The organism is Arthrobacter sp. 1088 (assembly GCF_031455315.1).
Lineage (GTDB): Bacteria > Actinomycetota > Actinomycetes > Actinomycetales > Micrococcaceae > Arthrobacter.
The window spans coordinates 228,036-253,687 of sequence record NZ_JAVDSM010000002.1; the positions used below are offsets into that span (position 1 = coordinate 228,036).

Annotated in this window: 23 protein-coding genes and 1 tRNA gene; 19 read left to right on the forward strand and 5 right to left on the reverse strand. The window is 62.2% G+C overall.

Annotated features, from left to right (window positions below; translation table 11 throughout):
* Positions 1-29 precede the first annotated feature (29 nt).
* The 5 genes from J2Y41_RS04000 to J2Y41_RS04015 all read left to right on the forward strand — a co-directional run bounded on the left by J2Y41_RS04000 (position 30) and on the right by J2Y41_RS04015 (position 4,471).
* Positions 30-1,169 carry a thiolase family protein gene (locus J2Y41_RS04000; protein WP_224090126.1) on the forward strand — a complete coding sequence of 380 codons (1,140 nt, stop codon included), beginning with the start codon at positions 30-32 and terminating at the stop codon, positions 1,167-1,169.
* Positions 1,166-1,483, forward strand: a complete 318-nt coding sequence (locus J2Y41_RS23080) for a zinc ribbon domain-containing protein (protein ID WP_224090125.1) — start codon at positions 1,166-1,168, stop codon at positions 1,481-1,483. Before J2Y41_RS04000 ends, J2Y41_RS23080 begins: the two co-directional genes overlap by 4 nt.
* Positions 1,480-3,096: an ATP-dependent acyl-CoA ligase gene (locus J2Y41_RS04005; protein ID WP_309926330.1), complete on the forward strand. Its 1,617-nt coding sequence runs from the start codon at positions 1,480-1,482 to the stop codon at positions 3,094-3,096. The genes J2Y41_RS23080 and J2Y41_RS04005 overlap by 4 nt, the downstream gene beginning before the upstream one ends.
* Before the next feature lie 59 nt (positions 3,097-3,155).
* Positions 3,156-4,130, forward strand: a complete 975-nt coding sequence (locus J2Y41_RS04010; protein ID WP_309926332.1) for a LysR substrate-binding domain-containing protein — start codon at positions 3,156-3,158, stop codon at positions 4,128-4,130.
* Between the two features lie 149 nt (positions 4,131-4,279).
* Complete coding sequence (locus tag J2Y41_RS04015) at positions 4,280-4,471, forward strand: hypothetical protein (protein ID WP_309926335.1); 192 nt, start codon at positions 4,280-4,282, stop codon at positions 4,469-4,471.
* Between the two features lie 365 nt (positions 4,472-4,836).
* Here J2Y41_RS04015 and J2Y41_RS04020 read toward each other — a convergent pair whose 3' ends face one another.
* The gene (locus J2Y41_RS04020) at positions 4,837-5,859 is read right to left on the reverse strand and encodes an AraC family transcriptional regulator (protein WP_309926338.1); all 1,023 of its coding nucleotides are present in this window, start codon (positions 5,857-5,859) and stop codon (positions 4,837-4,839) included.
* 369 nt (positions 5,860-6,228) lie between these two features.
* Between J2Y41_RS04020 and J2Y41_RS04025 the strand changes: the two genes are divergently transcribed.
* The 6 genes from J2Y41_RS04025 (at position 6,229) to J2Y41_RS04050 (ending at position 14,348) form a co-directional block, all read left to right on the forward strand.
* Positions 6,229-7,023 (forward strand): SDR family oxidoreductase, encoded by a 795-nt coding sequence (locus J2Y41_RS04025; protein WP_309926341.1) that lies wholly within the window; start codon positions 6,229-6,231, stop codon positions 7,021-7,023.
* A 110-nt stretch (positions 7,024-7,133) separates the two neighbouring features.
* Positions 7,134-8,411: a styrene monooxygenase/indole monooxygenase family protein gene (locus J2Y41_RS04030; protein ID WP_309926343.1), complete on the forward strand. Its 1,278-nt coding sequence runs from the start codon at positions 7,134-7,136 to the stop codon at positions 8,409-8,411.
* Between the two features lie 50 nt (positions 8,412-8,461).
* On the forward strand, positions 8,462-10,240 hold the full coding sequence (locus tag J2Y41_RS04035; protein WP_309926344.1) for a flavin reductase: 1,779 nt from the start codon (positions 8,462-8,464) through the stop codon (positions 10,238-10,240).
* A 16-nt stretch (positions 10,241-10,256) separates the two neighbouring features.
* Complete coding sequence (locus J2Y41_RS04040) at positions 10,257-11,834, forward strand: NAD(P)/FAD-dependent oxidoreductase (RefSeq protein ID WP_309926346.1); 1,578 nt, start codon at positions 10,257-10,259, stop codon at positions 11,832-11,834.
* A 28-nt stretch (positions 11,835-11,862) separates the two neighbouring features.
* Positions 11,863-12,675 (forward strand): cyclase family protein, encoded by an 813-nt coding sequence (locus J2Y41_RS04045; protein WP_309926348.1) that lies wholly within the window; start codon positions 11,863-11,865, stop codon positions 12,673-12,675.
* Complete coding sequence (locus tag J2Y41_RS04050; protein ID WP_309926350.1) at positions 12,672-14,348, forward strand: thiamine pyrophosphate-binding protein; 1,677 nt, start codon at positions 12,672-12,674, stop codon at positions 14,346-14,348. The genes J2Y41_RS04045 and J2Y41_RS04050 overlap by 4 nt, the downstream gene beginning before the upstream one ends.
* Positions 14,349-14,635: 287 nt before the next feature.
* Here J2Y41_RS04050 and J2Y41_RS04055 read toward each other — a convergent pair whose 3' ends face one another.
* Positions 14,636-14,776 (reverse strand): hypothetical protein, encoded by a 141-nt coding sequence (locus J2Y41_RS04055; RefSeq protein ID WP_309926352.1) that lies wholly within the window; start codon positions 14,774-14,776, stop codon positions 14,636-14,638.
* Between the two features lie 239 nt (positions 14,777-15,015).
* On the opposite strand from J2Y41_RS04055, the gene J2Y41_RS04060 reads away from it, so the two are divergent.
* Both J2Y41_RS04060 and J2Y41_RS04065 read left to right on the forward strand, forming a co-directional pair.
* Positions 15,016-15,435, forward strand: a complete 420-nt coding sequence (locus J2Y41_RS04060; RefSeq protein WP_309926354.1) for a nuclear transport factor 2 family protein — start codon at positions 15,016-15,018, stop codon at positions 15,433-15,435.
* Between the two features lie 16 nt (positions 15,436-15,451).
* Positions 15,452-16,264: a hydrolase gene (locus J2Y41_RS04065; RefSeq protein ID WP_309926357.1), complete on the forward strand. Its 813-nt coding sequence runs from the start codon at positions 15,452-15,454 to the stop codon at positions 16,262-16,264.
* Between the two features lie 30 nt (positions 16,265-16,294).
* Here the strand turns inward: J2Y41_RS04065 and J2Y41_RS04070 are convergent, their stop codons facing one another.
* The gene (locus J2Y41_RS04070; RefSeq protein WP_309926359.1) at positions 16,295-17,827 is read right to left on the reverse strand and encodes a helix-turn-helix transcriptional regulator; all 1,533 of its coding nucleotides are present in this window, start codon (positions 17,825-17,827) and stop codon (positions 16,295-16,297) included.
* A gap of 278 nt (positions 17,828-18,105) precedes the next feature.
* On the opposite strand from J2Y41_RS04070, the gene J2Y41_RS04075 reads away from it, so the two are divergent.
* The 6 genes from J2Y41_RS04075 (at position 18,106) to J2Y41_RS04100 (ending at position 22,671) form a co-directional block, all read left to right on the forward strand.
* Entirely contained in the window at positions 18,106-18,492 is a 387-nt protein-coding gene (locus J2Y41_RS04075) for a hypothetical protein (protein WP_309926361.1), read from the forward strand.
* Positions 18,493-18,710: 218 nt separating this feature from the next.
* Positions 18,711-19,106, forward strand: a complete 396-nt coding sequence (locus tag J2Y41_RS04080; protein ID WP_309926364.1) for a hypothetical protein — start codon at positions 18,711-18,713, stop codon at positions 19,104-19,106.
* 94 nt (positions 19,107-19,200) lie between these two features.
* On the forward strand, positions 19,201-19,875 hold the full coding sequence (locus tag J2Y41_RS04085; protein WP_224164289.1) for a DUF6766 family protein: 675 nt from the start codon (positions 19,201-19,203) through the stop codon (positions 19,873-19,875).
* Between the two features lie 115 nt (positions 19,876-19,990).
* Positions 19,991-20,063: transfer RNA gene (locus tag J2Y41_RS04090), tRNA-Lys, on the forward strand.
* A gap of 44 nt (positions 20,064-20,107) precedes the next feature.
* Positions 20,108-21,004 (forward strand): LysR family transcriptional regulator, encoded by an 897-nt coding sequence (locus tag J2Y41_RS04095; RefSeq protein ID WP_309926366.1) that lies wholly within the window; start codon positions 20,108-20,110, stop codon positions 21,002-21,004.
* Between the two features lie 179 nt (positions 21,005-21,183).
* On the forward strand, positions 21,184-22,671 hold the full coding sequence (locus J2Y41_RS04100; RefSeq protein WP_309926369.1) for an NAD-dependent succinate-semialdehyde dehydrogenase: 1,488 nt from the start codon (positions 21,184-21,186) through the stop codon (positions 22,669-22,671).
* Positions 22,672-22,901: 230 nt separating this feature from the next.
* On the opposite strand, the gene J2Y41_RS04105 is transcribed toward J2Y41_RS04100, so the two are convergent.
* Both J2Y41_RS04105 and J2Y41_RS04110 read right to left on the reverse strand, forming a co-directional pair.
* Positions 22,902-24,317 (reverse strand): ferredoxin reductase, encoded by a 1,416-nt coding sequence (locus tag J2Y41_RS04105; protein ID WP_224164286.1) that lies wholly within the window; start codon positions 24,315-24,317, stop codon positions 22,902-22,904.
* Positions 24,314-25,615 (reverse strand): SRPBCC family protein, encoded by a 1,302-nt coding sequence (locus J2Y41_RS04110; RefSeq protein WP_224164285.1) that lies wholly within the window; start codon positions 25,613-25,615, stop codon positions 24,314-24,316. Before J2Y41_RS04110 ends, J2Y41_RS04105 begins: the two co-directional genes overlap by 4 nt.
* Positions 25,616-25,652 lie beyond the last annotated feature (37 nt).

Consider the following 25,652-nt stretch of genomic DNA (forward strand, 5'->3'; position numbering starts at 1 on the left):
ACTGCTTTCATTCTTTGGAAAGGATGGCCATGACGGTCTCCATCATCGGGACGGGACAGTCCCCCTACACCAGGCACCCTTCACCAGGTACCACCACGTCCCGGCTTATTGCCGGGGCCGTGAGCAAGGCATTGCATGATGCCGGCCTCCAAACCAGTGACGTGGATGGGTTTGCGGTATCCAGCTTCACGCTCGCACCCGATCACGCCATCGATCTGGCATGGCGCATGGGCCTTCGACTCTCCTGGCTGATGCAGGACACCAACGGCGGCGCCAGCGCAGGTGGAATGCTCCAGCATGCCATCCGTGCCATTGAAGCAGGCGACGCAAACGTTATCGTCCTGGCCGCCGGTGACCTCATGGACCAGGCCGCGTTCTCCCGCCTTGTTGCCAGTTACAACAAGGCGACGGAAGTCCATCTGACGCCCCTGCCGATGAACGGACCGAATGCGCTCTTTGCAATGCTTACTTCCCGCCAGATGGAGCACTTGGGACTCTGCCGGGAAGATTACGGCCGCATCGCCGTTGCGCAGCGCCAATGGGCCATGCATAACCCAGCTGCTGTCTACCGCACATCCCTGAGCATGGACGAATACCTTAACGCTCCAATGGTTGCCACCCCCTTGGGCCGGTACGACTGCGTACCTCCCGTTACCGGGGCGGACGCGGTTGTCCTAATGGCAGATCGTAGCAAGGGAACTCCCCGCGCCAAGGTGCTTTCCGCAAAGGCCTCGTACAACTCCGACCAACAGTCCGGCGACGGCCTCGCTACGGGCCTGCAAGCCTGCGCAACCAGCGGCTGGGAGCAGGCGGGGATCGGTCCCAGCGACGTAGGTCTCGCCTGCGTCTATGACGACTACCCGGCCATGGTGGTCGCGCAATTGGCGGACCTGGGCATTCTTTCAGAGCAGGACGACCCGGCCTACTTCATCGAACACCGAATTGCCACGCGCCAGTTGCCGGTCAACAGCTCCGGAGGCCAGCTTTCGGCCGGGCAAGCTGGTGCAGCGGGTGGAATGCACGGACTGGTTGAAGCGGCCACACAGCTGATGGGACGGGCCGGGGCCCGTCAGGTCACGGCACGCCACGCAGTCGTCAGCGGTTATGGGATGGTCCTTTACCGTTACGGGGCCTGCGCCACGATGTCGGTGCTGGAGGCAGCCGAATGAGCGCCGCCATCCAAGCCTGCGTTGGATGCGGGAGCCTCTTCTTTCCGGCACGTCTCATTTGTCCCCGCTGCGGACAGGATGACTTTTCGACGGTCCAGGCCGGGCACGCAGACGTCCAGCAGACAACGCAACTGGCTGACGGCACGCTTCTGGCCACTCTGAGTATCCCGAACGGGCCTCATGTCATTGCCAGGGTGACCGGCGGCACGACAAAGCCCGGTCAAAGCCTGCCGCTCACCAACAACCCAAACGCCGGCCCCGGCGTCCACGCCTTCATCCCTGTCCACTCAAACGTAAATGAGAATCAGCCATGAACCCTCAGGTAACAGACCCAAACCGCCGCCCCCTGACCATCCCGGAAATGCTCCTTGAACGAGCCCGGAAAGCACCCACGGCGCCTCTGTTCCGCTGCGGTGAAATTCGTCGGGACAGCCAGACGATGGCAGACGCAGTTGCCCGCGCTGGTGGGCTGCTGCGCAGTGCCGGGATCGAGGCTGGCCAAACAGTAGCCCTGATGTCCTCCAACAGGACAGAGCTGCTGGACTTCATCCTGGGCTGCGCATGGATCGGCGCTGTCGCTGTCCCCGTAAACACTGCAAGCAGGGGCGAGCAGTTGCGGCACGTCCTGATCAACTCCCGACCGGCGCTGATGGTTGCTGAAGCTGAACTGCTGCCCCATATCTCCGCGGTTGGTCCAATACCGGACCTGCAGAAGGTGTGGGTACTTGATGGTTCGATGACGGACGTTACCACCGCTTTCGAGGCCACCCCCGCATTTGAGGTTATGCCTGTTCCCGAGGCCGTTTCCGGAGTGGAACCAGTGGAAGCGGGACCGGCAGACACAGCTGCGATCCTTTACACCTCCGGCACCACCGGGGTATCCAAAGGTGTGCTGTGCCCTCAAGGGCAGTTCTATTGGTGGGCCGAAAATATGTCAGACCAGCTGGGTCTCAAGCCTGATGACGTGCTCTACACCTGTTTGCCGCTGTTCCACACGAACGCCCTCAATGCCTTCATGCAGGCCGTCGCTTGCGGCGGTGAGTACGTACTCGGCCCACGGTTTTCGGCCTCGCGGTTCTGGGCAGATGCGTCCTCGGCGGGAGCGACCGTGACCTACCTTCTCGGCGCGATGGTCGGAATACTCGCCGGCAAGGAGCCTGCACCCGGCGATCGGAACCACACCATTCGCCTGGCCCTTTCCCCGGCCACGCCTTCCCGCCTGGTGGAGCCCTTCCAGGAACGGTTCGGTGTGCTCCTCCTGGATGGCTACGGATCCACCGAGACCAACTCCGTGATCGGTTCCACGCCCCATCGGTGGCGTCCAGGGTACATGGGCCAGGTGCGGCCCGGGTTCTCCATCCGCGTTGTGGACGCGCACGGAGTGCCCGTTCCCAATGGGCAGCCGGGTGAGCTGCTCATCCGCAGCGAGCAGCCCCATGCACTGGCCACCGGATACCATGCCATGCCCGAGGCGACAACGAAGGCGTGGCAGGATCTCTGGTTCCATTCCGGGGACAGGGTGGTTCTGGAAGAGGACGGGTGGGTCCGGTTTGTCGACCGGATCAAGGATGTCATCCGGCGCCGCGGGGAAAACATCTCTTCAGTGGAGGTTGAGCAGGTTCTGCGGCAGCATCCCGCCGTCCAGGAGGCTGCCGTGTACGCGGTGGATTCCGAACTCGGTGAAGATGAAGTCATGGCCGCACTTGTCCTGCGTGAACCTGTGGATTTTGAGGGGTTGTGCGAGTTCTGTGTTCCCCGGCTCGCTTCCTTCGCCATCCCCCGCTTCCTGCGGGTCGTGGATGAACTGCCCCAGACCGAGAACGGCAAAGTGCGCAAACAGGTGCTCAAAGCCGCTGGCCGGGAGGCAGCACAGTGGGACAGGGACGTTGCCTCCCCGCACCGGGCCGCGTCTGTAGGCACCCGCTGATTGCCACTCCCGCTGGGGTTGGCAGCAGCCCGCAGGATATCGACCCGTAGGATGAAGGCATGGACCTGCGGGCGCTGCTGACCACCCACGTAAAGCTCCGCCACCTTGTCATTGTGCTCACCGTGGCGGAGCAAGGCAGCTTGGTCCGGGCGGCCGAAGAACTCTATCTAACCCAACCGGCGTTGAGCCGCGCTTTACGGGAAGCCGAACACGCCATCGGAGCACCCCTTTTCGAACGAACGGCGCGTGGGATGGTCCCTACGCCGGCCGGGGAGGCATGCCTTGAGCATGCAAAGGCCATCGTCGGTCATCTCAGCACCCTGCGGCGCCGGGTAGAGGAACTGGCCGACCCTGCCTCGGGCCTGGTTAAGGTGGGCGCACATGTCACCGGCGCCAATCTCCTGTTGCCGCGCGCTGTCGCCCGCCTCACCGCCGAAAAGCCCCGCGTGGAAGTCCGTCTCCGCGAAGCGCCGCCTGAGACACTGATCCAGGAACTGGGCAATGGTGACCTGGACCTGCTTGTAGGGCGTGTGACTGAGCATCCCAGTACAGCACGGCTGCGGCTCGTCCCCCTGTACCGTGAGGACTTTCGCATCGTCGCAGCTCCGTGGCACCCCGCCCACGCCATGCCCGACGTCACCCTGCAGGACCTGGCTGATCAGCGTTGGGTGGTACCACTTGCCAACACTCCGCTTCGCGATGAGCTCGAACAGAATTTCAGGAATGCCGGGCTTGCCCCACCTGCACAACAGGTCGAATCCGGCGCTCCGGCCACCGTGCGTACGCTCGTGGTGGAGGCGGGGTTCCTGGCCCTCATGCCTGAGTCCATGGCCTTGGCTGAACCGGATGTGAAGATCGTCGACCTTCATCTGAACGGACTGGCTCAACAAGTAGGGCTGCTGCTCCATCCCGATAGGCCCCTGGCCCCCAGCTCAGCACTGCTGGCAGAAAAACTCCGCGAAGTCGGGGACGAGATGGCAAGCGAACTTGCTGTACGGGCGCTGCCTTCGTCCGAGGTTCCCGGAGAAGGCTGAACGAAGGCAGACGGTAGGTCGAAATCCTTGTCAATCGTCAACAATTGACGATACTGTTGTTGCATCCGTCTGCGAAAGGCAGCCCCCATGCGACAACGTCGTCGTCTATCGCCCTGGAAGTTATGCAAGCCGGCGAAGGTTCTGGCGCCATGCTTAGCTTGAGCCTCATCATCGCCGCGGCCTTGGTGACCAGTTTCAGTGCAGTGTCCCTCATTCCGCGCTCCGCGCCAGGAGGATCGCGGCTCTCCAAGGACGGCATCCTCTTGCAGCTCGGCGCGGGAATCCTCGCGCTGGCGTCCGTGGTGCTTGCCGTCAACATCCAGCTGGGCGCGTTTGGGTGACGGAACCACTGCGTCGTACTTTTGATCCACCTGCGCTCCCGCATTGGCGGGCGTAGAACTGCGACTCGACTGCACGTGCACGCCGGATTTTAGAGGGACAGGCAGGTCCAGCCGCGGCCACGGTGGCCGAAGCCGCCTTCGACGCCGGGTTCTCCCACCTTGGGCGCTTTGCTGCGTATTACAGCGAAAAGTACAAGGAATCTCCATCCGCTACTCTTCAGAGATTGCGGGGGCGTCCCTTGGCGGCTGCGACCATCCGGTCAAGTGAGTAGGTTGGGGGCATGCGCCCTTCGATGGCGGATGGTGACCAATTGTACGGACCTCGGCCGGGCGACTAGCGCATAGCTGGATATCGGACAGCGAGGCTACCGGCGAAGGCTCTCCGAGGGCAGCTCGCCGAACGTGTCCAGGTACAGTGCCGAGAAGCGCCCTTGGTGGGAGAAACCGCAGCGCTCGGCGATCGAAACAATGGTTTCCTGCCCGGGGGCGGCAGCGAGAAGTAGTTCCCGGGCCCGGTCCAGGCGCACCCTCCTCAACAACTCCGACGGCGTTGCCCCGACTTCGGCGCGAAGAGCCAGTTGCAGGGTGCGCACCGACACTCCCAGGTTCTCTGCGATGTCCGGAACCGCCAGGTCCTCAGAGGCATGCCGTTCCAGCAGTTCGCGGAACTGGCGGATCAACCTGCTTTCGGAGGTCGGGCTGGAGCGATCAGCCTCCGTCACAGGATTCATTGCCAAGAGCAGCCGTGAAACCATCGTGTCCGCGAGTAGCTTCTGGACGAACCCTGGAGCCGTCTTTTCCTGCTGGCTGATCATGTCGTCGTGGAGTTCGACGACGGACCTCAAGAACGCCCGGCCGGCGGAGCCAGTGAGGTCCATCGCGTAGCCGAGCTTCACGCTCTTATCCGGGTCCCCGCCCGGATCATTGCTGCGCAAGTCTTTACCCTGCGGATCCCCGCCGTAGAGCTGGGCTGCAACGGAGGCAAGGGCGAGGCGGCTCACGTAGACAATCAGATGCGGGGTTCCGCGATCCCACGTCATGGTGAACGGGCGGTCGATCGGCGGAACTGTCGCGGTTTTGGGGCTCGAATCCACCGAGGATGAGCCCACATCCATGTGCGCGTGGCCAGCGAGGGGAATCTGGATCAAGTGGAAGTTCTCCAGGCCTTCCGGACTGATCCGGACGTCCGCACCATAGTCGAGGAATTCGATACCCACGTCACCGCGATGCAACGAGCGCAGCTTCATGTCCACAGACGTCCCCCGGGTCTGCGGAACGAGGTCGTGACCGCAGAACAAATCGGCGATTTTCTGGTGCGCATCATCGACATCGGTCGTGGTCACTGTGGGCAAACCCCGGAGGACGTCACGGGGAAGGATCCTCACCATTGCGCGTTCCTTCCCCGGTTTTCGTTTTTCGGATGAGCGCTGCGCCAAGCGGATAGACCCGTTTTTCGCCTATGAATAGAGTCGCTCTTAGAACAAGTATGACGCACGTCATAGAAACGGAGCAACGAAACCGATGGAAGGGGTGAGCAGAGATGAAGAACGTCAAGATGGTGCATGACCGCCGAATCGAGTGGGAACGGACTCATCCGAAGCCCGCGCCCAAGCCGACTGTCAAATAGGTCCAGGCCGACTGTCCAATAGTCCTGGCTCGGTCAAATAGGCAGTGAAACGGGCCCTCCGTCGGCAATGACGAGCGTCATGCGTACGTAAGACTTTCCACCTCACAGATTCAATACGAAAGGTTTGGCCATGTCAGCACTCTCGGGCAGGACCGCAGTCGTCACTGGCGGCGTCACCAAGATCGGCCAAGGCGTCGCCATGGCGTTGCGCGATGCCGGTGCCACCGTCGTGGTCGCCGACATCGACGCCGACGGCGGTGCCCAGCTCCACACGTTGGGAAGCGGCATCAGCTTTTCACTCACTGACATCACGGATGACGTAGCCATTGCGCGGCTTATGGACGACACGGCAGCCTCGCACGGGGGTATCGACATCCTTGTCAACCTTGCCTGCACCTACAAGGATGATGGTGCGGCTTCGGACAGGAACGATTGGCTTCAGGCACTGAACGTCAACGTGGTGAGTGCCGTCATGGCAAGCAACGCGGCGCGCCCGTACCTCAAGGCATCCCAGCGCGGAGCCATCATCAACTTCACCTCGATTTCGAGTTCCGTTGCCCAGACGGGCCGGTGGCTCTACCCCGCGGGCAAGGCCGCCCTGGTCCAGCTCACCCGGAGTATGGCCGTAGATCTTGCCGACGACGGCATTCGCGTCAATTCGGTCAGCCCTGGATGGGTGTGGAGCAACATCATGGACACCCTGTCCGGCGGCGACATTGACAAGACAGACTCGGTGGCAGCCCCGTTCCATGCCCTGAAGCGGGTGGGCCGGCCCGAGGAGATCGGAGCCGTGGTCGCTTTCCTCGCCAGCGACGCCGCAAGCTTCGTGACAGGAGCTGATTGGGCCGTCGACGGCGGCTACTCCGCTTTGGGGCCCGAGCGCGCCGAAGAAGCCATCCCATTACTCGCCGCTGAAAAGAGGTGACGACACATGAATGACATCAAGCACGTGCACATCGGCCTTCCCGGCTGGGAACAAACCCATCCCGAACGAACGCCGAGGCCCGGCCAAATATCTTCCCCCATCATTTACGGATGCAGAGACAGCAGAAAGACAAGGTCAACACTATGACACAGCGCCACATCACCATCGTCGGAGCAGGGCAATCAGGCCTGCAACTTGGCATCGGTTTGCTCAAGGCAGGATTTGCGGTCACCACGATCTCCAACCGCACCGCTGAAGAAATCCACAAGGGAAAAGTCTCCTCCAGCCAGTGCATCTTCCACGATGCCCTTGAACACGAGAGGGCGCTTGGGTTGGACTTCTGGCCAGAAGCTCCCACTGTGGACGGAATATCGTTCACGATCCCCCATCCTGAAGTTCCTGGTGAGAAGGCCATCAGCTGGGCATCCCGCCTGGATAACCCGGCGAAGTCCATTGACCAGCGGGTCAAATTCCCGCGGTTCATGGAAGAGTTCGTGGCGCAGGGAGGCGAGCTCGTGTTCGAGGACGCCGGCGTGGAAGAACTGGAACGCTACTCGCTTAACTCCGATTTGGTGATTGTGGCAGCCGGCAAGGGAGAAATTGCGCAGCTCTTCACCCGGGATGCCCAGCGCAGCGCCTACGACGCACCCCAACGCGCTTTGGCGCTGACGTACGTCACTGGAATGGAGCCCAGGGCAGAACATTCGGCAGTTTCCTTCAACCTGATTCCAGGGGTGGGCGAATATTTTGCCTTCCCTGCGCTCACCACCACTGGTCCCTGCGAAATCATGGTTTTCGAGGGCATCCCGGGCGGACCCATGGATTGCTGGAAGGGCCTGACTCCCGCGGAACACCTGGAGACGTCCAAAAACATCCTGAAGCAGTACTTGCCGTGGGAAGCCAGCCGGGCAGCCGACGTCGAGCTGACCGACCCCAACGGGTTCCTGCAGGGCCGGTTCGCACCCACTGTCCGTCATCCCATCGCCACGCTCCCCAGCGGCAAGAAGGTCCTGGGACTCGCCGACGTCGTTGTCCTGAACGACCCCATTACCGGACAGGGCTCCAACAACGCCAGCAAGTGCGCGGCTTCCTACTTGCATAGCATCGCGGCGCACGGCGAAGGTGCCTTCGACGCAGCGTTCATGCAGGCCACTTTCGAAAAGTATTGGAACTACGCCCAGCACGTAGCACAGTGGACGAATGCGCTGCTGGCTCCGCCGCCGCCGCATGTCCTTTCGCTACTGGGAGCGGCCGGCCAGTCGGCCGAAATCGCCCACCGCTTCGCGAACGGATTCAACAACCCGCCGGACTTCCAGGAATGGTTCATGGACCCGGATAAGGCGGCCGCATACCTTGCAAGCGTGGGCTCCGCCGTACCCGCGACCTGATGGTCGTTCCACTTCCCCAGGCAACAACGTTCCTCGAAGGAAAACCAGACATGCGAAAGATCGCAATTATCGGAGCCGGCGAATCCGGCGCTCAACTGGCCTTGGGCCTGCAGCGGGAGGGGTATGAAGTCACGCTGTTCTCGGACCGTTCGGCCGCCCAAATCCGCACCGGCAAGGTTATGTCCAGCCAATGCATGTTCCCCACGGCCCTCGCCGCCGAAGCACAGCTGAGTTCGGCCCTGACCAGGCTTTATGACGATGAAGCCGTGCCCGGGATCAGCGCTATCCAATTACGTGTGGAAGGCGAACCCGGCTTCGGCGCCATCGAGTGGGAGGCGCCCCTTGAGGGAACCGCCCACTCGGTGGATCAGCGGATCAAGAGTGCGGCCTGGATCGAGGCCTTTGTGGCTGGCGGCGGTGATTTCCGTATAGAGAAAGTCACGCCGCGCATGCTCGAGGTGCTCGCACGGGACTACGAACTGGTAATCGTCAGCACCGGAAAGGGAGAGATCGCGCAGATCTTCCCCAAGGACAGGTCCAAGTCCCCGTTTGACCGGCCGCAAAGAGTCCTCGCCCTGAACTATGTCTGCCTCGATACGGTCTCTCTCGACACAGCCTCTCTCGATGCATCCACCACCGAACCGGCCGATCAGCCCAGCGACAGCATCCGCATGTCCGTAGTCCCCGGCGTCGGGGAATTCTTCACCTTTCCCGGACTCACCGTGTCCGGGCCATGCCAGATGATGGTCTTTGAAGGCGTCGTGGGCGGCCCGATGGATAAGTGGACCGACGTCGTCAGTCCGGAGGAACAGCTGAGTCGATCTCTGGAAATCCTGGAAGAGTATTTTCCCCACGAGGCGAAGAACTTCGCCAACGCAAGGCTCACCGACGAGGGCGCAACCCTCCTGGGCCGGATCACCCCGACGGTTCGCTCAGCAGTGGGTGAGCTGGGCAACGGCAACCTGGTCTTCGGCCTGGGCGACGCCGTCCTGCTCAACGATCCCCTCACCGGCCAAGGGTCCAATAACGCGACGCTGGCCGCCAAGTACTATCTGGATTCCATCGTGAGGCGAGGCCAGCAGCCATTTGACAAGCAATGGATGGAACGCACCTTTGACGAGTTCTGGCGGGGCTGGGGCCAGTGGGCGGTGGCATGGACAAATGACATGCTCAAACCCCGGCGGGAACACCAGCAGACTGTCCTGGCCGAGGCTGCAGACCACCCGGCCCTGGCCGCAAGCATCGCTGCAGGATTCGATGATCCCCGCACGTTCTACCCATGGTGGTTCGATCCCGCAGCTGCCGCCGAGTTCGTGCAGGCATGCAAGGACGAAGATTCGTCGGCTTTTGACCTGAGGGACTTCCGCGGCGCCCTGGGACAATTCGCCACCGGCGTCACGGTGGTCACCACCCTCGGAACCGACGGCCGGAAAGTAGGCATGACTGCCAACTCCTTCACGTCCGTTTCCATGGAACCTCCACTGGTGTTGTGGTGCCCCAGCAAACGGGCTCCGAGCCTGGCGGACTTCGAGGACGCCACGCACTTTGCCATCAATATCCTGGCCAGCGACCAGCACGTCCTCTCGCGCCAGTTCGCAACACCCGCCACAGACAAATTCGCCGGCGCGGAAACCACGGAAGGAATCGCCGGGATCCCGTTGCTGGACGGCGCCGTCGCCACGTTCCAATGCCGGACCGTCTCGCGACACGATGCCGGAGACCACGTCATCTACGTAGGCGAGGTGGAGAAGTACGACAATGCTGGAGGGGCGCCCCTGGTGTTCCACAGCGGGAAGTACCACGCCGCGAGCAAACACCCGGACTTCTGAGATGACGGCGTCCTCCATGACGGACTCGACCGATATTGCCATCGTTGGTTCGGGGATTAATTCCCTGGTAGCCGCCGCGGAGCTTGCGATGGCCGGGAAGCGCGTCTGCCTGATTGAACGTGCCGATAGGCTGGGCGGCTTCATCCATTCAGCGGAACGAACGCTGCCCGGGTTCATCCATGATTCCTTCTCTTCCTGGCACCCCCTGTTCGTTTCCGGAGGGGCTTACCAGGCTTTGGGAAGCGAGCTCCATGCGAGGGGGTTGGAATACTGCAATTCCGACGGCGCGGTGACCGCCAGCGTGGCAGCCGATCCAAAGACAGGGCAGCACAGAACGGTCGTGGCCCACCGCGATCCCGAGGTCACTGCAGCCGCTTTGCAGGCAAACGGAGACGACGGCGCCTACCTGGCGATGCTGGAGGACCTGGGCCGCAATGCCGGGACCATTTTCGGTGCGTTCGGTGCTGAACTGCGGTCTTTCAGGGAGGTCCTGACGATCGCCGCGGGCGCCCTGCGGCGAGGCAAGGTCAAGGGCACCGAAGGATTCGTCCGCGATTCGGTGATGAGTGGCCGCAACTACCTCCGCAGCCGCTTCAATGGATGGCAAACCGACCAGCTCTGGTCTCCTTGGCTCCTTCACGCAGGCCTCGGCCCGGACCAAGCGACCGGCGGCGTCATGCTTCCGGTCATGGCCTTGAGCATGCACAGCTTTGGCCTCCCTGTCGTGAAAGGCGGAGCCTCGAACTTCATCGCTGCATTTGAGGCCCTCCTGAGGGATAAAGGCGTCCGGATCATGCTGGACACAGAAGCCGAGGAAATCCTGGTCGATTCCAAAGGTGCAATGGGAGTAAGAACCTCCAATGGCTTGGTCAGCGCAAGGACCGTCCTGGCAAACGTGTCGCCCCAGGCCTTGTATTCCAAACTGTTGCGTCAACCACCAGCGGGCTTGGCCGAAGCAGCCGCGCGTTACCAGAACGGCCGCGGAGCCATGCAGATCCACCTGGCCCTGGACAAACCGGTCCAATGGCTCGATCCCCGTTTGGATTCCGTGCCCCTGGTTCACTTGAGCAACGGTTCGGACAGCACTGCAATTGCTTGCGCCCAAGCCGAGGCGGGGCTGTTGCCTACGGAACCTACCGTCGTCGTCGGTCAACAATGCGTCCTGGATCCTACCCGGGCCCCCGCAGGCAAAGCGACACTATGGCTCCAGCTGCAGGAAGTGCCCTTCTCGCCGGTGGCGGATGCCGCAGGCGCGCTCGCCGTGGACGGCGGCTGGACACAGGAACTTAAGGAACGGTACATGGAACGCGTCCTGAGCAGGCTCGAACAATTCGCGCCGGGCACCAGGGCGTCCGTCCTGGCCTGGGACATCCTGGCACCAACCGATCTGGCTGCGGAAAACCCCAATGCTGTCAACGGCGACCCGTACGGCGGATCCGCCGAACTCTTCCAGAACCTGCTCTGGCGGCCCTTCCCCGAGGCCGCAAACCACAAAACCCCGGTCAAGGGCTTGTGGCACATCGGCGCGTCCACCCACCCCGGCCCCGGACTGTCCGGCGGGTCGGGGCATTTGGTGGCCCAAAAATTGAAATGAACCCATACATCAATCCGACAGGAGAACAATGTCTGTTCTAAATGAGCTCACCGCAGCCTTGTCATCCGGCGCCATCGACGTCGTCGACCTCACCACGCCGCTCAGCGGTGACACTCCCATCCTGAATCTGCCGCAACCCCTGGCCAACACGGTTGGACTCTCGCTGACTCCCGTCAGCAATTTCGACGACGCCGGACCGGCCTGGGCGTGGAACGACGTCACGGTGGGCGAACACGCCGGGACGCACCTGGACGCTCCCGTCCACTGGATCACGGGCAAGGACGGGAAGTCGGTGGACCGGATCGAGCCGCACCGCCTGGTGGGGCCGGCCGTGGTGATTGACAAGACCGCCGAAGCTGCACGAGACGCCGATTTCCTGCTGGAGCCCGAACACTTCGAGCAGTGGCAGCAGGAGCATGGCCCTTTCCCGGAAAACTGCTGGGTCATCTTCCGCACCGGCTGGTCCGCACGCGGCGGTAACGCCGCGGACTTCATGAACGCTGACGACGCCGGCCCCCACACGCCGGGGGTCTCCGCGGCCGGCGCCAAGTGGCTCGCCGGCAATGCCTCCATCAGCGGCTTCGGCGTGGAAACGGTGGGCATCGACGCCGGCCAGGCCGCCACGCTGGACCCTATGTTCCCCGTCCATTCGTTTCTGCTCGGCGCTGACAAATATGGCGTGACGTCGCTGCGGAACGTTGACCGCCTCCCGGTCACCGGCGCGACGCTGGTGGTCGCACCGCTGCCTATCGTTGGCGGGACGGGCAGCCCCAGCCGCGTTTATGCTCTGGTTGACAACTCAGCACATACGGCAAGCACGGCATCGGAGCCGGGCGCATGAGCGAGCAGGTAAGGGTCTCCACCCTGGTGGGCCGGACCCTGGCAAAGCTGGGAGTCGGCCACGTCTTCGGGGTGGTGGGAAGCGGCAACTTCGACGTCACCAGCACCCTGATGAACGCCGGTGTTCCCTACACCGCGGCCCGCCATGAGGGCGGCGCTGCCACCATGGCCGATGCCTACTCCAGGATGTCGGGCAGGGTGGGCGTGGTGACCACACACCAAGGATGTGGCCTGACCAACGCGATCACCGGCGTCGGAGAGGCTGCCAAGAGCCGCACCCCCATGATCGTGCTGACGGCTGATACGCAGGCGGCAGCCATCCGGTCCAACTTCAAGATCGACCAGGATGCTCTGGCGCGCAGCGTCGGGGCCGTGGCAGAACGGATCCACTCCCCCGAAACGGCCGTAGCGGATACCGTCCGGGCCTTCCGAACGGCGGTGAACGAGCGCAGGACCGTCGTGCTCAGCTTGCCTTTGGATATCCAAAGCGGAACCGCCGCAGACACGGTGGGTACCGTCGTCGTGCCTGTGCCGGCGCGGCTTCGTCCGGATACCGGTGCAGTGAACCAGCTGGTAGAGCTGATCTCGAATGCGAAACGCCCCGTGTTCGTTGCAGGCCGCGGTGGCCGGGGCGCCCGGGATTCCATCCTGGCCCTGGCCCGGCACGCGGGGGCGCTGGTGGCGACCTCGGCCGTGGCCAATGGGCTGTTCAACGGCGATTCGCATAATTTGGGCATCTCCGGCGGGTTCTCCTCCCCTTTGACCGCGGAGCTCATTACCTCAGCGGACCTGATTATCGGGTGGGGTTGCACGCTGAATATGTGGACTATGCGTCACGGCAGACTCATCTCTGCCGGAACAAAAGTAGTCCAGATCGACGTCGAAGACTCCTCCTTGGGCGTCAACAGGGCGATCACACTGGGCGTGCTGGGTGATTCCGCCCTGACCGCGGAGGACGCCCTGGAAGTCCTCAAGACGATCCAGCCTGCTGCGGCTGAAAAGTACCGTACCGAGCAGAACGCCCTCGCCATCAAACAGAGTGCACGGTGGCGGGACGTGGAGACTCCGGACCTGGGCACTTCGACGTCCATCGATCCCCGGGTGATCAGCCGGGAACTGGATACAATCCTTCCGGCAGACAGGATTGTCGCAGTGGATTCGGGCAACTTCATGGGCTACCCCAGCCAGTACCTGGCGGTGCCGGACGAATTCGGATTCTGTTTCACCCAAGCGTTCCAGGCGATCGGCATTGGCCTCTACACGGCAATCGGCGCTGCACTGGCGCAACCGCATCGGTTGCCCGTCCTGGGTGCCGGAGACGGTGGTTTCCTGATGGGCATCAGCGAACTGGAGACCGCCGTCCGGCTTAAGCTGCCGCTGGTTTGCATCGTCTACAACGATGCTGCGTACGGCGCTGAGGTGCATCACTTCGCTGAGCATCACGCCCAGGAGGAACTGGGCAGCGTGTCCTTCCCAGAGACGGATATTGCCGCAATCGCCAGGGGATTTGGGGCCGACGGCGTGACCGTCAGGACTCTGGAGGACCTTCAGCCAGTGCGGGAATGGGTTGCGGCCTTCTGCGACGGCGGACAGGACCGGCCATTGGTGATCGATGCCAAGATCGCCTCGGACGGTGGCTCCTGGTGGCTGGCGGAGGCCTTCCAAGGACACTGATTCCGGGATGGGTTGTCGGAGAAGGGTTGGGGCGCGATGCTGCCCCAACCCTTTTCACGGTTGCGTACTTTCACACAGTTGTTAAGGGCCGTGACTGTTAAGGGCTGCGACTGCCGGCACATCCGATGTCGCAGGTGAACCAACGATGGACAGCGCATCATCATGGGCCTTCGGACTCAGGAACTCGTGCAGCTTGGTGAAGAGCTCCTACGCGGCCAGCCCATGCAGTTTCACGGCCCTACCTGCTGTACGTGCTGTACGCGCAAGGAATTTTGTTCAAAGGGTGTCTAGATGAAGATGAGGCCAGCCCACGGTGTGGCAACCGGCGTAGTGCCGTCGAACACGGAGCGGAACTCTTCATCGAGCAGAGCGCCCATGGTCAGTTCCTGTGAATTTTCCTTGATCTCATCAGAGCGTGAACCAGACATCTTTGTCTCCTTAGTTCGGACATGAGGAGCGGGCCACCACTTGCGGTGCCCCCATGCTTCCAGACACAGTTTATATCGTTCCCATGACGCTCGTAAAGAGATCGACATATAGATTTCTGGCGTAGAGGGGCTGGAGTAGAGGGCGGATACAGCGTAAATTGGCGCCAGGTTCGGCCCTTGTATCTACCCGTCCGGGAACGGGGCTAAAGGTGGCAATCACGGAGCAGAAGGAGACCCGGTTGAGTGAAGTCATAGACCGGCTCTTGGAGGCGATGAACGCGCACGACCTCGAAGCTGTGGCAGCCCTGTTCGACGCCGATTACCACAGCGAGCAGCCTGCCCACCCCGGTCGGACATTCGTAGGCAAAGGACAGCTGCATGCGAACTGGGCTGCGATGTTCGCTGGAATCCCTGACTTTCGGACAGAATTGATCCGTTCAGTCGACGACGGGAACATCACGTGGACAGAATGGTCGTGGACAGGCAATCGTACCGACGGGGAACCATTCCATGCCCGTGGGGTCACCCTCTTCGAAGTAAAGGACGGCCTGATCACCTCCGGAAGGCTGTATATGGAGGATGTCGAACGCGAGATAGTAGGGATCGATCAAGCGGTCGAAAATCTGTCCGGGCGCAGACCGGATACGTCCGGGACCTGAGCTGGAAGGGATAGCTGTGCTGATCTGCGCAACCTGTGCCGTTGAACGCGACGAGCCGACGCCGGAAGTCTGCCCGATCTGCGCCGACGAGCGCCAGTATGTGCCCGAGGACGGACAAACGTGGATTTCACTCGACGAATTGGCGCAGGCTGGCCAGCAGTTACTGCTGGAAGAGAACGAGCCGGGACTTATCGGCATCAGAACTGCGCCGAAAGTCGGGATCGGTCAAACTGCCCAGCTTGTAGTGACACCACAGGGTTCGCTGCTGTGGGACCCCGTTGGATTTGTTGATGACGTCAGCGTGAAAGCAATTCTTGAACGAGGCCCGGTTGTGGTGATTGCAGCCAGCCATCCCCACATGTTCGGGGTACAGGTGGAATGGTCACGCCGGCTTGGCGGCGTCCCCGTGCTTGTGGCGGACGCCGACCGGCAGTGGGTTGGTCGGAATGATGCGGTCATCTCCTACTGGTCCGGCAGTAGGACCATCACCGAAGGATTGACGTTGCACCAGACCGGAGGCCACTTCCCCGGCAGCGCGGTAGCGCACTGGACTGCGGGAGCAGGAGGCAAGGGGGTCCTGCTGACCGGAGACAGCGTGTTTCCAAATCCGGACCGCCGCTCCATCGCCTTCATGCGCAGCTACCCGAATCATCTGCCACTTTCGGGAGCAGTAGCGTTGCGGGTCGCCGCACAGCTGGAAGAACTCACGTTCGACAGGATCTATGGCAACTTCAACAACTTCATCGCCTCCGACGCCAAAGCCGTTCTGCACGATTCAGCCCAACGGCATGCTGCCTGGACCCGAGGCGACTTTGACCATTTGACGTGATGCGGCAGCCTGGCGCCCAACGACACTCGGCTACGGGGCGATGTTGACGATCCCCTGGCCGATGGCATGCGTGGCTGCTTGCGTTCGGGAGCTCACGCCGAGCTTTTCGAGAATATTGGTTACGTGCCGGTGGACGGTCCGCTCGCTGATGAACAGCTCGCCGGCAATTGCCCGGTTCGTCCGGCCACGCACGATCAAGCGGAGCACCTCCAATTCGCGTGGCGAGAGCCCGTATTGAGGGGGAACGCCCTGCTGCCGGAGCATGTTCTCAACCTCGGCCAGATCGGCACGGGCGCCGAGACGCCTGAATTCCTGTCGCGCTGATTCAAGCTCAAAGCCTGCGGCCTCGTGGTCCCGCACACCCCGGCAGGCCGTCGCGAGGAGGACCGAGCACCGCGCGACCTCGTAGGGGACATCCAGCCCACGCCATAGGTCAGCGGCCCGTCGAAGTTCCGGAAGTGCCTTCTGACAGTCACCGTCGGCAAGAGCAGGCTCGCCCAGGGCCCGCGCGTGGGCTGCGCGAACACTGTCAGAGGCGAAATGCTCGGCGAGGCTGCCTATCTCCTCGGCAGCGGCCGCGGCCTCGCCGCGAGCCCCGGCCGCAAGGAGGACCGTCACCGCCGCGGGCAGCAGGTCCACGCGAGCACCTGATCCCGCGGATTCCCCGAGTGCGCGCCGGATACCCGCGGCCGCCGCTGGAACATCGCCCAGGGAAAGCCTGAGCAGTGCCAGCCCCGGCTGCGTAGGACCTCCCGAGAAGGCGGCTGCCCGGAAGGACGCCTCTGCCTCGGGGAAATCGCCGAAAAGACGATGCGATTCACCGAGTTCGTAGCGGGCGTGGCCGATAAGGCGTGTGCCCGCACCGTCGGCCAAACTCCGACATGCCTCCTGAAGCTCAGCGAGGGCCGCCGCCCATTGTCCCGCGAGCCGGAGATGGACTGCCCGGTATGTAAGGCAATTGCCATAGAAGGGCCCGCCGAATGGGGGCACCGCATCCAACCAGGATCCAAGGGCTATGCTCCACTCGCGGACCCGCGACACATCCCGGGCCTCCATCTGGCACGTGCCGATCGCCGCGCAGAAGAGCAGGCTCGTGGTCCTGGGGGTGGTTTCGCCCACCACAACGCGGAGCATCGCATCGTCCAGCAAAGCCAGTCCGTCCGCGAGGTGGCCGGACTTGACCAGTGCGCGGCCGGTAAGAAGCGTCGAAAAAGCCAGCTGATCGGCGTCGTGCGCGGCAGTGGCCGTCGCCCGGGCGCGCGCGAGAAGTACGCCCGCCTCGTCATACGCGCCCGCCGCGATGAGACCGTAAGCCTTAGTGATGAGCAGCCAACCGGGGTCTCCCCCCACGTCATCCGGACCGAGTTCGCGAGCCCTTGCCATCCAGCCGCTGGCCTGGGCGAACTCATTATTGAGGTTGTACGCCTGCCACAGCCAGAACGCTGAGGCGAGCGCGGCGCGCACCTGACCCTCCGCTGCCCGCACTTCGAAGGAACGCTCAAGCGCGGGTATCGCATCCTCATTCAGCCCTGCGATCTGTGCGCACTCCGCGAAGCGCTCCACATCCTCTACCCCGAGTGCCGGGAGTCCGCCGGCGGCGCGAAACTCCTCGCACGCCTCCCGCCACTAGTACTCCATGTGGAGCGTCCGGGCCCTCGCCAGGTGATCTGCCTCGTCGGCCACGTCCACCTCCTGATCACCAGTATGCATCGGTGGACTGGGCAGAACTACCCAAAGCCGGGACGGCGAAGCCGGCCCGAACTCCCGATGTCCGGGCGGAGCGCCAGCGGGATCCTGAAGGTAATCCGCAAGGTGCGGATTCCTTGATTCAGGAGGCCATCATGTCAGAGCCGTTCATCTACTTCAGCACATATAAGGTGCGGGCCGGTCATCTGGAGGAAGCCCTCGAAGCATGCCGCGAGGTGTCGCGGCTTGTGGAGAGCCGCGAGCCCAGGATGCTTATTTTCCAATTCTTCGGCGACGAATCAGGCCGGAAAATCACCTGCCTTCAGGTCCATGCCGAAGCAGAGTCCATGGCCAATCACATGTCCGTGATCAGCGATCATCTGGCACAGTCCGGTTCATGGATCGAGTCCTTCACCGATGCCGTCACACTGGGCGAGCCACCAGCCGTCCTGACGCAGTGGTATGAGGAGGCCGGCGAGCAACTGGATCAGTTCCCACGGCGCATAGCGGGCATCACCAGAGTTGGGTCGCCCGTACGGTGAGCACAGGCCCTGATGAAGGTCGCCATTGAGGACCACCGCGGAACTGCCCAAAGTCGCTGGATAAGGCGGCGACGTACAGTTCACCTGGCTAAGCAGCTCCTGGGTTTACACTAAAGCCATAGCAGATCCTCAGGTTGCTTAGTGTCGGTGGCGGGGAGGAACGCATGGGTGCATGTCGAAGGTTCGGTTACCTGGTCCAGTCTCTTAAGCTGGGGCCCATGCGCAGAATAATCCCCGCCACTGCCGCCAGCCTTCTCCTCCTTGCTGCGACAGGTTGCGCCGTAGATACTACCGGCGCAACCAAGGTCGCTCAGGATTTCCATCGTGCCGTAGATGCCTCGGACTGGGCTGCTGCCTGTGATTTGCTGCAGCCCACGAGCCGGGACAAATCTGAAGAGCAGGACGGTGACGACTGCCAGACCCACTTGGCGTCGCGACATCTTCGAGCCTCCGGAGAAGTGGTCAAAACCGAAGCCTATGGCCGGGAAGCATTGGTGCAGTTCGAGAGGGATAACGTTTTCGTCGCTGTTTCCGGCTCAAGTTGGCGTGTGACAGCTGCCGGATGCACTCAAAGGGAGGAAACCCCCTATTCCTGTGAAGTAAGAGGAAGATAGCAATGCGTGTCGCCTTTAGCCTCTATCTCATTCTCATTTTCGGTGGTCTTGCCTACCTGGCCTCCGTGGGACTGGTTCACGGATAGGACACGACGTGAAAAAAGCCTTGAGGAACAACGGATTAAGCCTATTTTTCGGTCTGATCTTCATCCTTGCGTTGGCGGGCCAGGCCATTACTGGACAGGCCGTCTTCAACGAAGACCAACTCACTGCCGGCCTTGATGAAATCACCTTCCTCCAATACATCACTTCTTCCAGCTTCGCGGTTGACGTGTCGGAAAACTGGCAATCCGAGTACCTGCAGTTTCTCCTCTACATCACAGCCACCATTTGGCTGCTTCAGAAGGGGTCCCCGGAATCAAAGGAACTGGACAAGCCCGGCCTGGAATCCGACGAAGAACAACTCGTCGGTGAGCATGCCAACGCCAAGTCCCCCGCATGGGCCAAGGCAAAAGGTTGGCGCCTGACCGTATTCTCGAACTCGCTCGCCGCAACAATGGGTCTGATTTTTATCCTCTCGTGGCTGGTCCAATCCATCACAGGCCACGTTGCCTTCAACGAAGAGCAACTTCGCAACTTCCAAGAGCCCCTGTCCTGGGCGGAGTATCTGGTATCACCTGACTTTTGGAACCGCACTCTGCAGAACTGGCAGTCGGAGTTCCTTGCGGTCGGATCCATGGTGGTCCTTTCCATTTACCTTCGCCAGCGGGGATCACCGGAGTCCAAACCTGTTGGCGCAGCCCATGATGCCACCGGAACCAGCGGCTGACCCGGCCGGGAATACCTCGTGGTGAGGCACGGTTAAAGATTGCGCCCACAATGAGTCAGGTCGTGTGACCCTGGCCGAGCCGGAGTCCGGCGCGCATGGCTCCGGCGCGATTCCGGCATCCGTAGCTCAGTGGTCAGAGCAGGGGACTTTTAATCCTCGGGTCGTGGGTTCGAACCCCACCGGATGCACCGAAGTGGAAACTACCCCGCCTGCGCACGCGTAAGCTACCAGCATGCTCGACCTCCATCGCCTCACCCTCCTCAGGGAAGTCAAGCTGCACGGCAGCATGAGTGCCGCCGCCCGCGAACTTTCCTATAGCCACTCCGCGATCTCTCAGCAGCTCGGTTTGTTGGAAAAGGAAACAGGTGTCGTTCTTCTCGAACGGGTGGGGCGCAATGTCCGGCTCACCCCTGCAGGAGAGGAACTCGTGCGCAATACGGAGGCAATACTGGCCGCGATGGAGCGCGCCGAAGCTGATCTTGCGACCTCCCATGAACGGCCGCAGGGGATTGTGACCATAGCGGCATTCAGCACTATCAGCCGCAGCGTAATGCCTTTTGCGCTGGCGGAGCTGGCCCGAAACTATCCTGGACTGGACGTCAGGTTGCGACGCGAGGATCCCGAGCAGGCAGTCGTCCAGCTGATCTCGCGGCAGGTCGATGCCGTGGTCAGTGATGCGTTTCCCGGGACTGCAGTGGCTCCGCCCGGAGGAGTACACACCACCCTGATCGGCCAGGACCCAATCCGCGGCTATCTGCCGCATGGCCTGGAGTTTGCTGACTTTGAGGATCTAAAGCAACTGCGCTGGGTAGCAGAGCCACCGCACACTGCCTCTTCACAATGGGCCGTGCGCGTCTGCCGCGAACTAGGCATCGATCCGGTCATCTCCTATGTTTCTTCGGACCTTCTTTTCCACCTCCGCATGGTTGAACAAGGTCTCGCCGCGGCCTTCCTGCCTGACATGGTGCTGCGTGAAGCCGGCAGTGTGATGACGCCCAGCTCCTGGCTGCCAGCGGATCAACAGCGCAGCATCCAGTTCCTGGTTCGGTCCGGCTCTGAGCGCAGCGCTTCCCTGACTGCCGTGCGGGAAGCAATAACCCAAGTGCTGCACGCCAAGCACAACATGTAAGAAAAACTTACATAAGTACGTCAAAAAGGTTCGCTTTTATTTACTTTCGCACGTAATTACATTGGCTTTAGGCACGAAACCATCATGCGTTGGTTATCGATCGCGACGAAGATCATCCGTTGGAGATGTACGCGTCTTCGTACCGCCATCGACCAGGCCAGTACCGAAAGAGAGAATCGATGAGCCTCATGTCCGACGTCGCTGCACCCCTGATTGCGGCCGACTCCCCCAGCGTCAAACACGCCGATGCCGTCATCCGATCCATCAGCCTTCCCAGCTCGGGCATCGAAGTCCAGGACCCTGCGACAGGCGAAACCATAGCCCATGTCCCCGACGCCGATGTTGAGGCCGCGCTGGAAGCTGTTGCGACAGCCGACAAGGCTGGAACGCCCTGGGCCAGGTCCAGCCTCCGCCAGCGCGCCGACGTACTCCACGCCTGGTACAACAAACTCGTTGAACACACCGAAGACCTCGCCCACCTGATCTCCCGCGAAATGGGCAAGCCCCTCGCCGAAGCCCGCGGCGAGGTCAAGTACGGAACCGATTTCGTCCGCTGGTACGCCGAGGAAGCAGTCCGCCCCGCAGGAAACTTCCGCGAAACACCGGATGGTGGTGCGAGCCTCCTGACACGCCGCTCCCCCGTCGGCCTGGCGGTCCTGATCACGCCATGGAATTTCCCCTTGGCGATGGCCACCCGAAAAATCGCACCCGCCCTGGCTGCGGGATGCCCCGTAGTCATCAAGCCTGCGACCCTCACTCCCCTCACGACGTACTTTGCCGTTCAACTCGCCGTCGAGGCAGGGGTACCGGAAGAACTTATCCAGGTCATCACGACCTCAAAATCAGGTGCGTTCAGCGAAGCCGTCCTGCTCGATCCCAGAGTCAGGAAAGTTTCTTTCACCGGATCGACGCCGGTGGGACGCCAGCTGCTGCAGCTTGCCTCCCAGAATGTCCTCCGAAGCTCAATGGAGCTTGGCGGCAACGCACCGCTCATCGTCTTCAACGACGCCGATCTGCAGCGGGCAGTGGACGGAACGTTTGCCGCGAAACTCCGCAATGGCGGCCAGTCCTGCATTGGAGCCAACCGGATCTACGTCCAGGACGGAATAGCCGATGACTTCGTTGCAGCGCTCACCGAACGCTTCGGCCAGGTCGCTGTGGGAAGTGGCCTGGGACAGCAGACCGGACTTGGCGCGCTGATCGATGACCGTGCAGTCGCCCAAATGCAGGCGTACACCGAAAACGCCGTGGTTCTGGGAGCCACACTGCTCACCGGCGGCCACGGTTACGACTCCGCAGGCAATTTCTTCGCCCCGACTGTCCTTGACGGCGTCACCGAGGATTCCGACGTCGCCCGGTCCGAAATTTTCGGCCCCATCGCGGCGATACAGCGCTTCGGCTCCGAAGCCGATGTAATTGCCCGCGCCAACGCCACGGAATTCGGCCTCGCCGGCTACGTCTTCACCGAGAACCTGGACCGCGCCCTTAATGTCGCCGACAATCTCCAGACAGGAATCGTCGGCATCAACCAAGGCGTCCCATCCAACGCAGCCGCCCCCTTCGGAGGCGTCAAGCAGTCAGGTCTCGGACGCGAAGGAAGCGCCGAGGGCCTCGAAGAATACGAGAACATCCGCTTCTACAACGTGGCGCGACGCGCCACATCCTAGCCCGCGGCAAGGCTAAGGGCCGGACATCTGCATTGCTGCAGTTGTCCGGCCCTGGCCGACGGAACCCTTGGGCACCAACCGCCAAACGTTGGGGGGTTATTGGCAGTTATTTGGGCTCCGCTGCATCCAGTAAAGACCAACGGGCAGTCTTGGTGCACGAGTAGTTTGTACTCGTCTTTCGTCCGTAACCGCGGCCACGCTACCTGTCCCGCTATCTCCGCAGCTGGAAGCTAGGCATCAATCACCATGTCGGTCCGGGCTGTGGAGCAGCAGGGCAGGAACTTGCCTGCATCGATTTCCCTGGCCCGGATCCCGCCCTGGTGGTTCATCTCCACCTCCCCGGAAAGCTTGACGACCTTGCAGGAGCCGCACATGCCTTCCTTGCAGTTCGCGCCGATCCTGACGCCCGCACGCTGGGCCGCCCCCAGGATGTGCTCGGTGGGATCAATGCGTACATTGATTCCCGTGCGCATGAAGGATAGCGTGAGGCTTCCCGTTCCGACAGTGTCGAAACTTGAGGCATCCGGGGACGCGGTCTCCGGCTCGGTGTCCGAACCGCCGTCGAGGGCTTCCGGACCAGCCGCATCCGCATCGACGGTTTCCAGCGGCAGTCCCCCGGCCTTCAGGGTTCCCTCGGCGTCGTAGCCTGGCTCGTAGAGCCCGAAGGCTGTGGGCTGGCTTTCAAAGTAGTCCTCGGCGGAATCGGCGATTTCCTCCGCGATTTCCTCGGCAATGTCCGCTGCATGCGCCAGCTCCGCCTGGTATTCAAGGAGCGTCTGGCGGTCGCCGGTGAAGAACTCCATGTAGATGGAGGTGTCGTCGACGCCCACCTTCTTGAGGAGCTCGGTGGCAGTGTTCAGGTAGCCCTCAGGACCGCAGGCATAGACCTGGCGGCCGTTGGCATCGGGGGCCACCTCGTCGAGCATGGCCGCCGTCAGCCTTCCGCTGAGCCCTTCCCACCCCTCGGGTTTGCTGCGGTCACCCAGGGAATAGAAGACCTTTACGCGCGAGTCCACGGACGCGATGTACGCCAATTCCTGGTGGAAGGCAAAACCCCCGGCTTCCGCTCCGTGGTACAGGACAACAACGTCAGCATGCCCCGGCAAGGAGTGGATGGTCCGCACCATGGACATGATGGGCGTAATGCCGGCTCCAGCAGCGAGCAACAGGTAACGAGCACGCCGGTCCGCGTCGGGCAGGTGGAACGCGCCGACTGGCCCGAGCATCTCCAGGACGGTACCTGGCTTGACGTTTTCGTGCACCCACGGCGAAACCAGGCCGCCACCGTCGCGCTTGACGCTGATGCTGAAAGTCCACGGCTCGGTAGGCGAACTGGACAGCGAGTAGCTGCGGTCCACCGGTTCCTTGTCCTCGCCGTTCACGGGAAAGGCCACGTTGACGTACTGCCCTGCGCGGAACGCCAGAGGGGCGCCGTCGCAGCGCCGGAACACGAACGTCATGAGCCCGCCCGCTTCCGGAACGGTTTCCACGCATTCAGCCATGAACTCCTGCGGGTGCCAGGGGCCCAGGGCACGGGCAGCACGGGCGGGTGCCTCGGTGCTGCCCATCACCCTGTTCCACGGCATTTCAAGTCCACGGATCCGCTGTGGCTCCTGGATTGCCGTCTCTGTGAGGAGTTCAATCATGCCAAGTGCTCCTGCACGCGCTGTACGTACCAGTTGATGAACGCCTCAACCTGGTATTCGCTCTTCATGTACGGGCCGGGCTCGTAGGCGGGGCTGCCGGCGCCCTGCTGGCACAGCTCCACGAAGGCCTTGTCCTGCAGGTTGGTCTGCTTCCAGGTGTAGGTCAGCTTCTCGAGGTCGTAGTCAACGCCTTCCACGGCATCGTCGGCTACCAGCCAGGTGGTGCGGACCAAGGACTGGTGCTCATTGATCGGGAAGACACCGAAGGTGATTACGTGGTCGCCCAGGAAGTGGAACCAGCTGTTGGGCTGCAGGTGCATCGAGCAGCGGCCAAGGCGGAAGTCGGGCAGGTCACCGAGCAGCTTCTTGGACAGCCGGCGGCCATCGGCGGAGAACGATTCGCCCTCACCGTCCAGGGATTCGCGCGAGATGCGGATTCCGGCAATACGGGTGTCCAGTTCCTCAACTACCTCGTAGGGCAGGCCGTAACGGCGGCAACGCTCCTCAAGCGAGGACTGTGCTTCCTTGTTGCGGTCCCAAACTTCCTCGAGATGGGCCGGGATCAGTCCCTCGGTCAGGCCCCACGTGGGGAAGAGCGAGCAGGCGAGTTCCGGATGCCCGTCGCAGTGGTAGCACTCACGGTTGTTCTCCATGACGAGCTTCCAGTTGCCCTCTTCGATGATGTTCTGCTGGTAGGCAATCTTCGTCTTGGACAGATCGTGGGGCGCGAGATAGGGCTCGAAGATCTTGGAGGTCTCGTCAAAGTCCGTCGGCGGTTCATCAGCGATGCAGACGAAGATGAGGCCGGCAACTTCGCGGCTGTGTGCACGCTTGAGCGCGAAGCAGTTCTTGTCGAACTTCGCTTCGCCGGGAGCGGAGGCGTGGATGAGGTTACCTTCCGCGGAATAGGTCCAGGAGTGGTAGCCACAAACGAGGTTGCCAGTGGACCCGGCAGCTTCGGTCAGGACGCGGGCGCCACGGTGGCGGCACACGTTGTGCAGGACGTTCACGCCGCCGTCGTCGTTCCGCAGCACAATCAGCGAGTAGGGGCCATAATCCACAGTGATGTAGTCACCCGGCTCCGGGAGTTCTGCGACGCTGCCGGCAAAGATCCAGTGCTGGCCAAAAATGGCCTCCATGTCGATCTTGAAAATCGTGGGGTCTGTGTAGAAGGGGGCATCGAGGGAATATCCCGTGCGCCGGAACTCGAACAACTGGCTGATCTCTGCCAGCTGCTCTGCAGGCAATGATGAAGCGAGTTTTCCGCGTGAATTGAGGGGCAAGACTGGAGCAGACATGTGTTTCCTCCCGGGAGGCCTGGGTTAGCGTGCGATT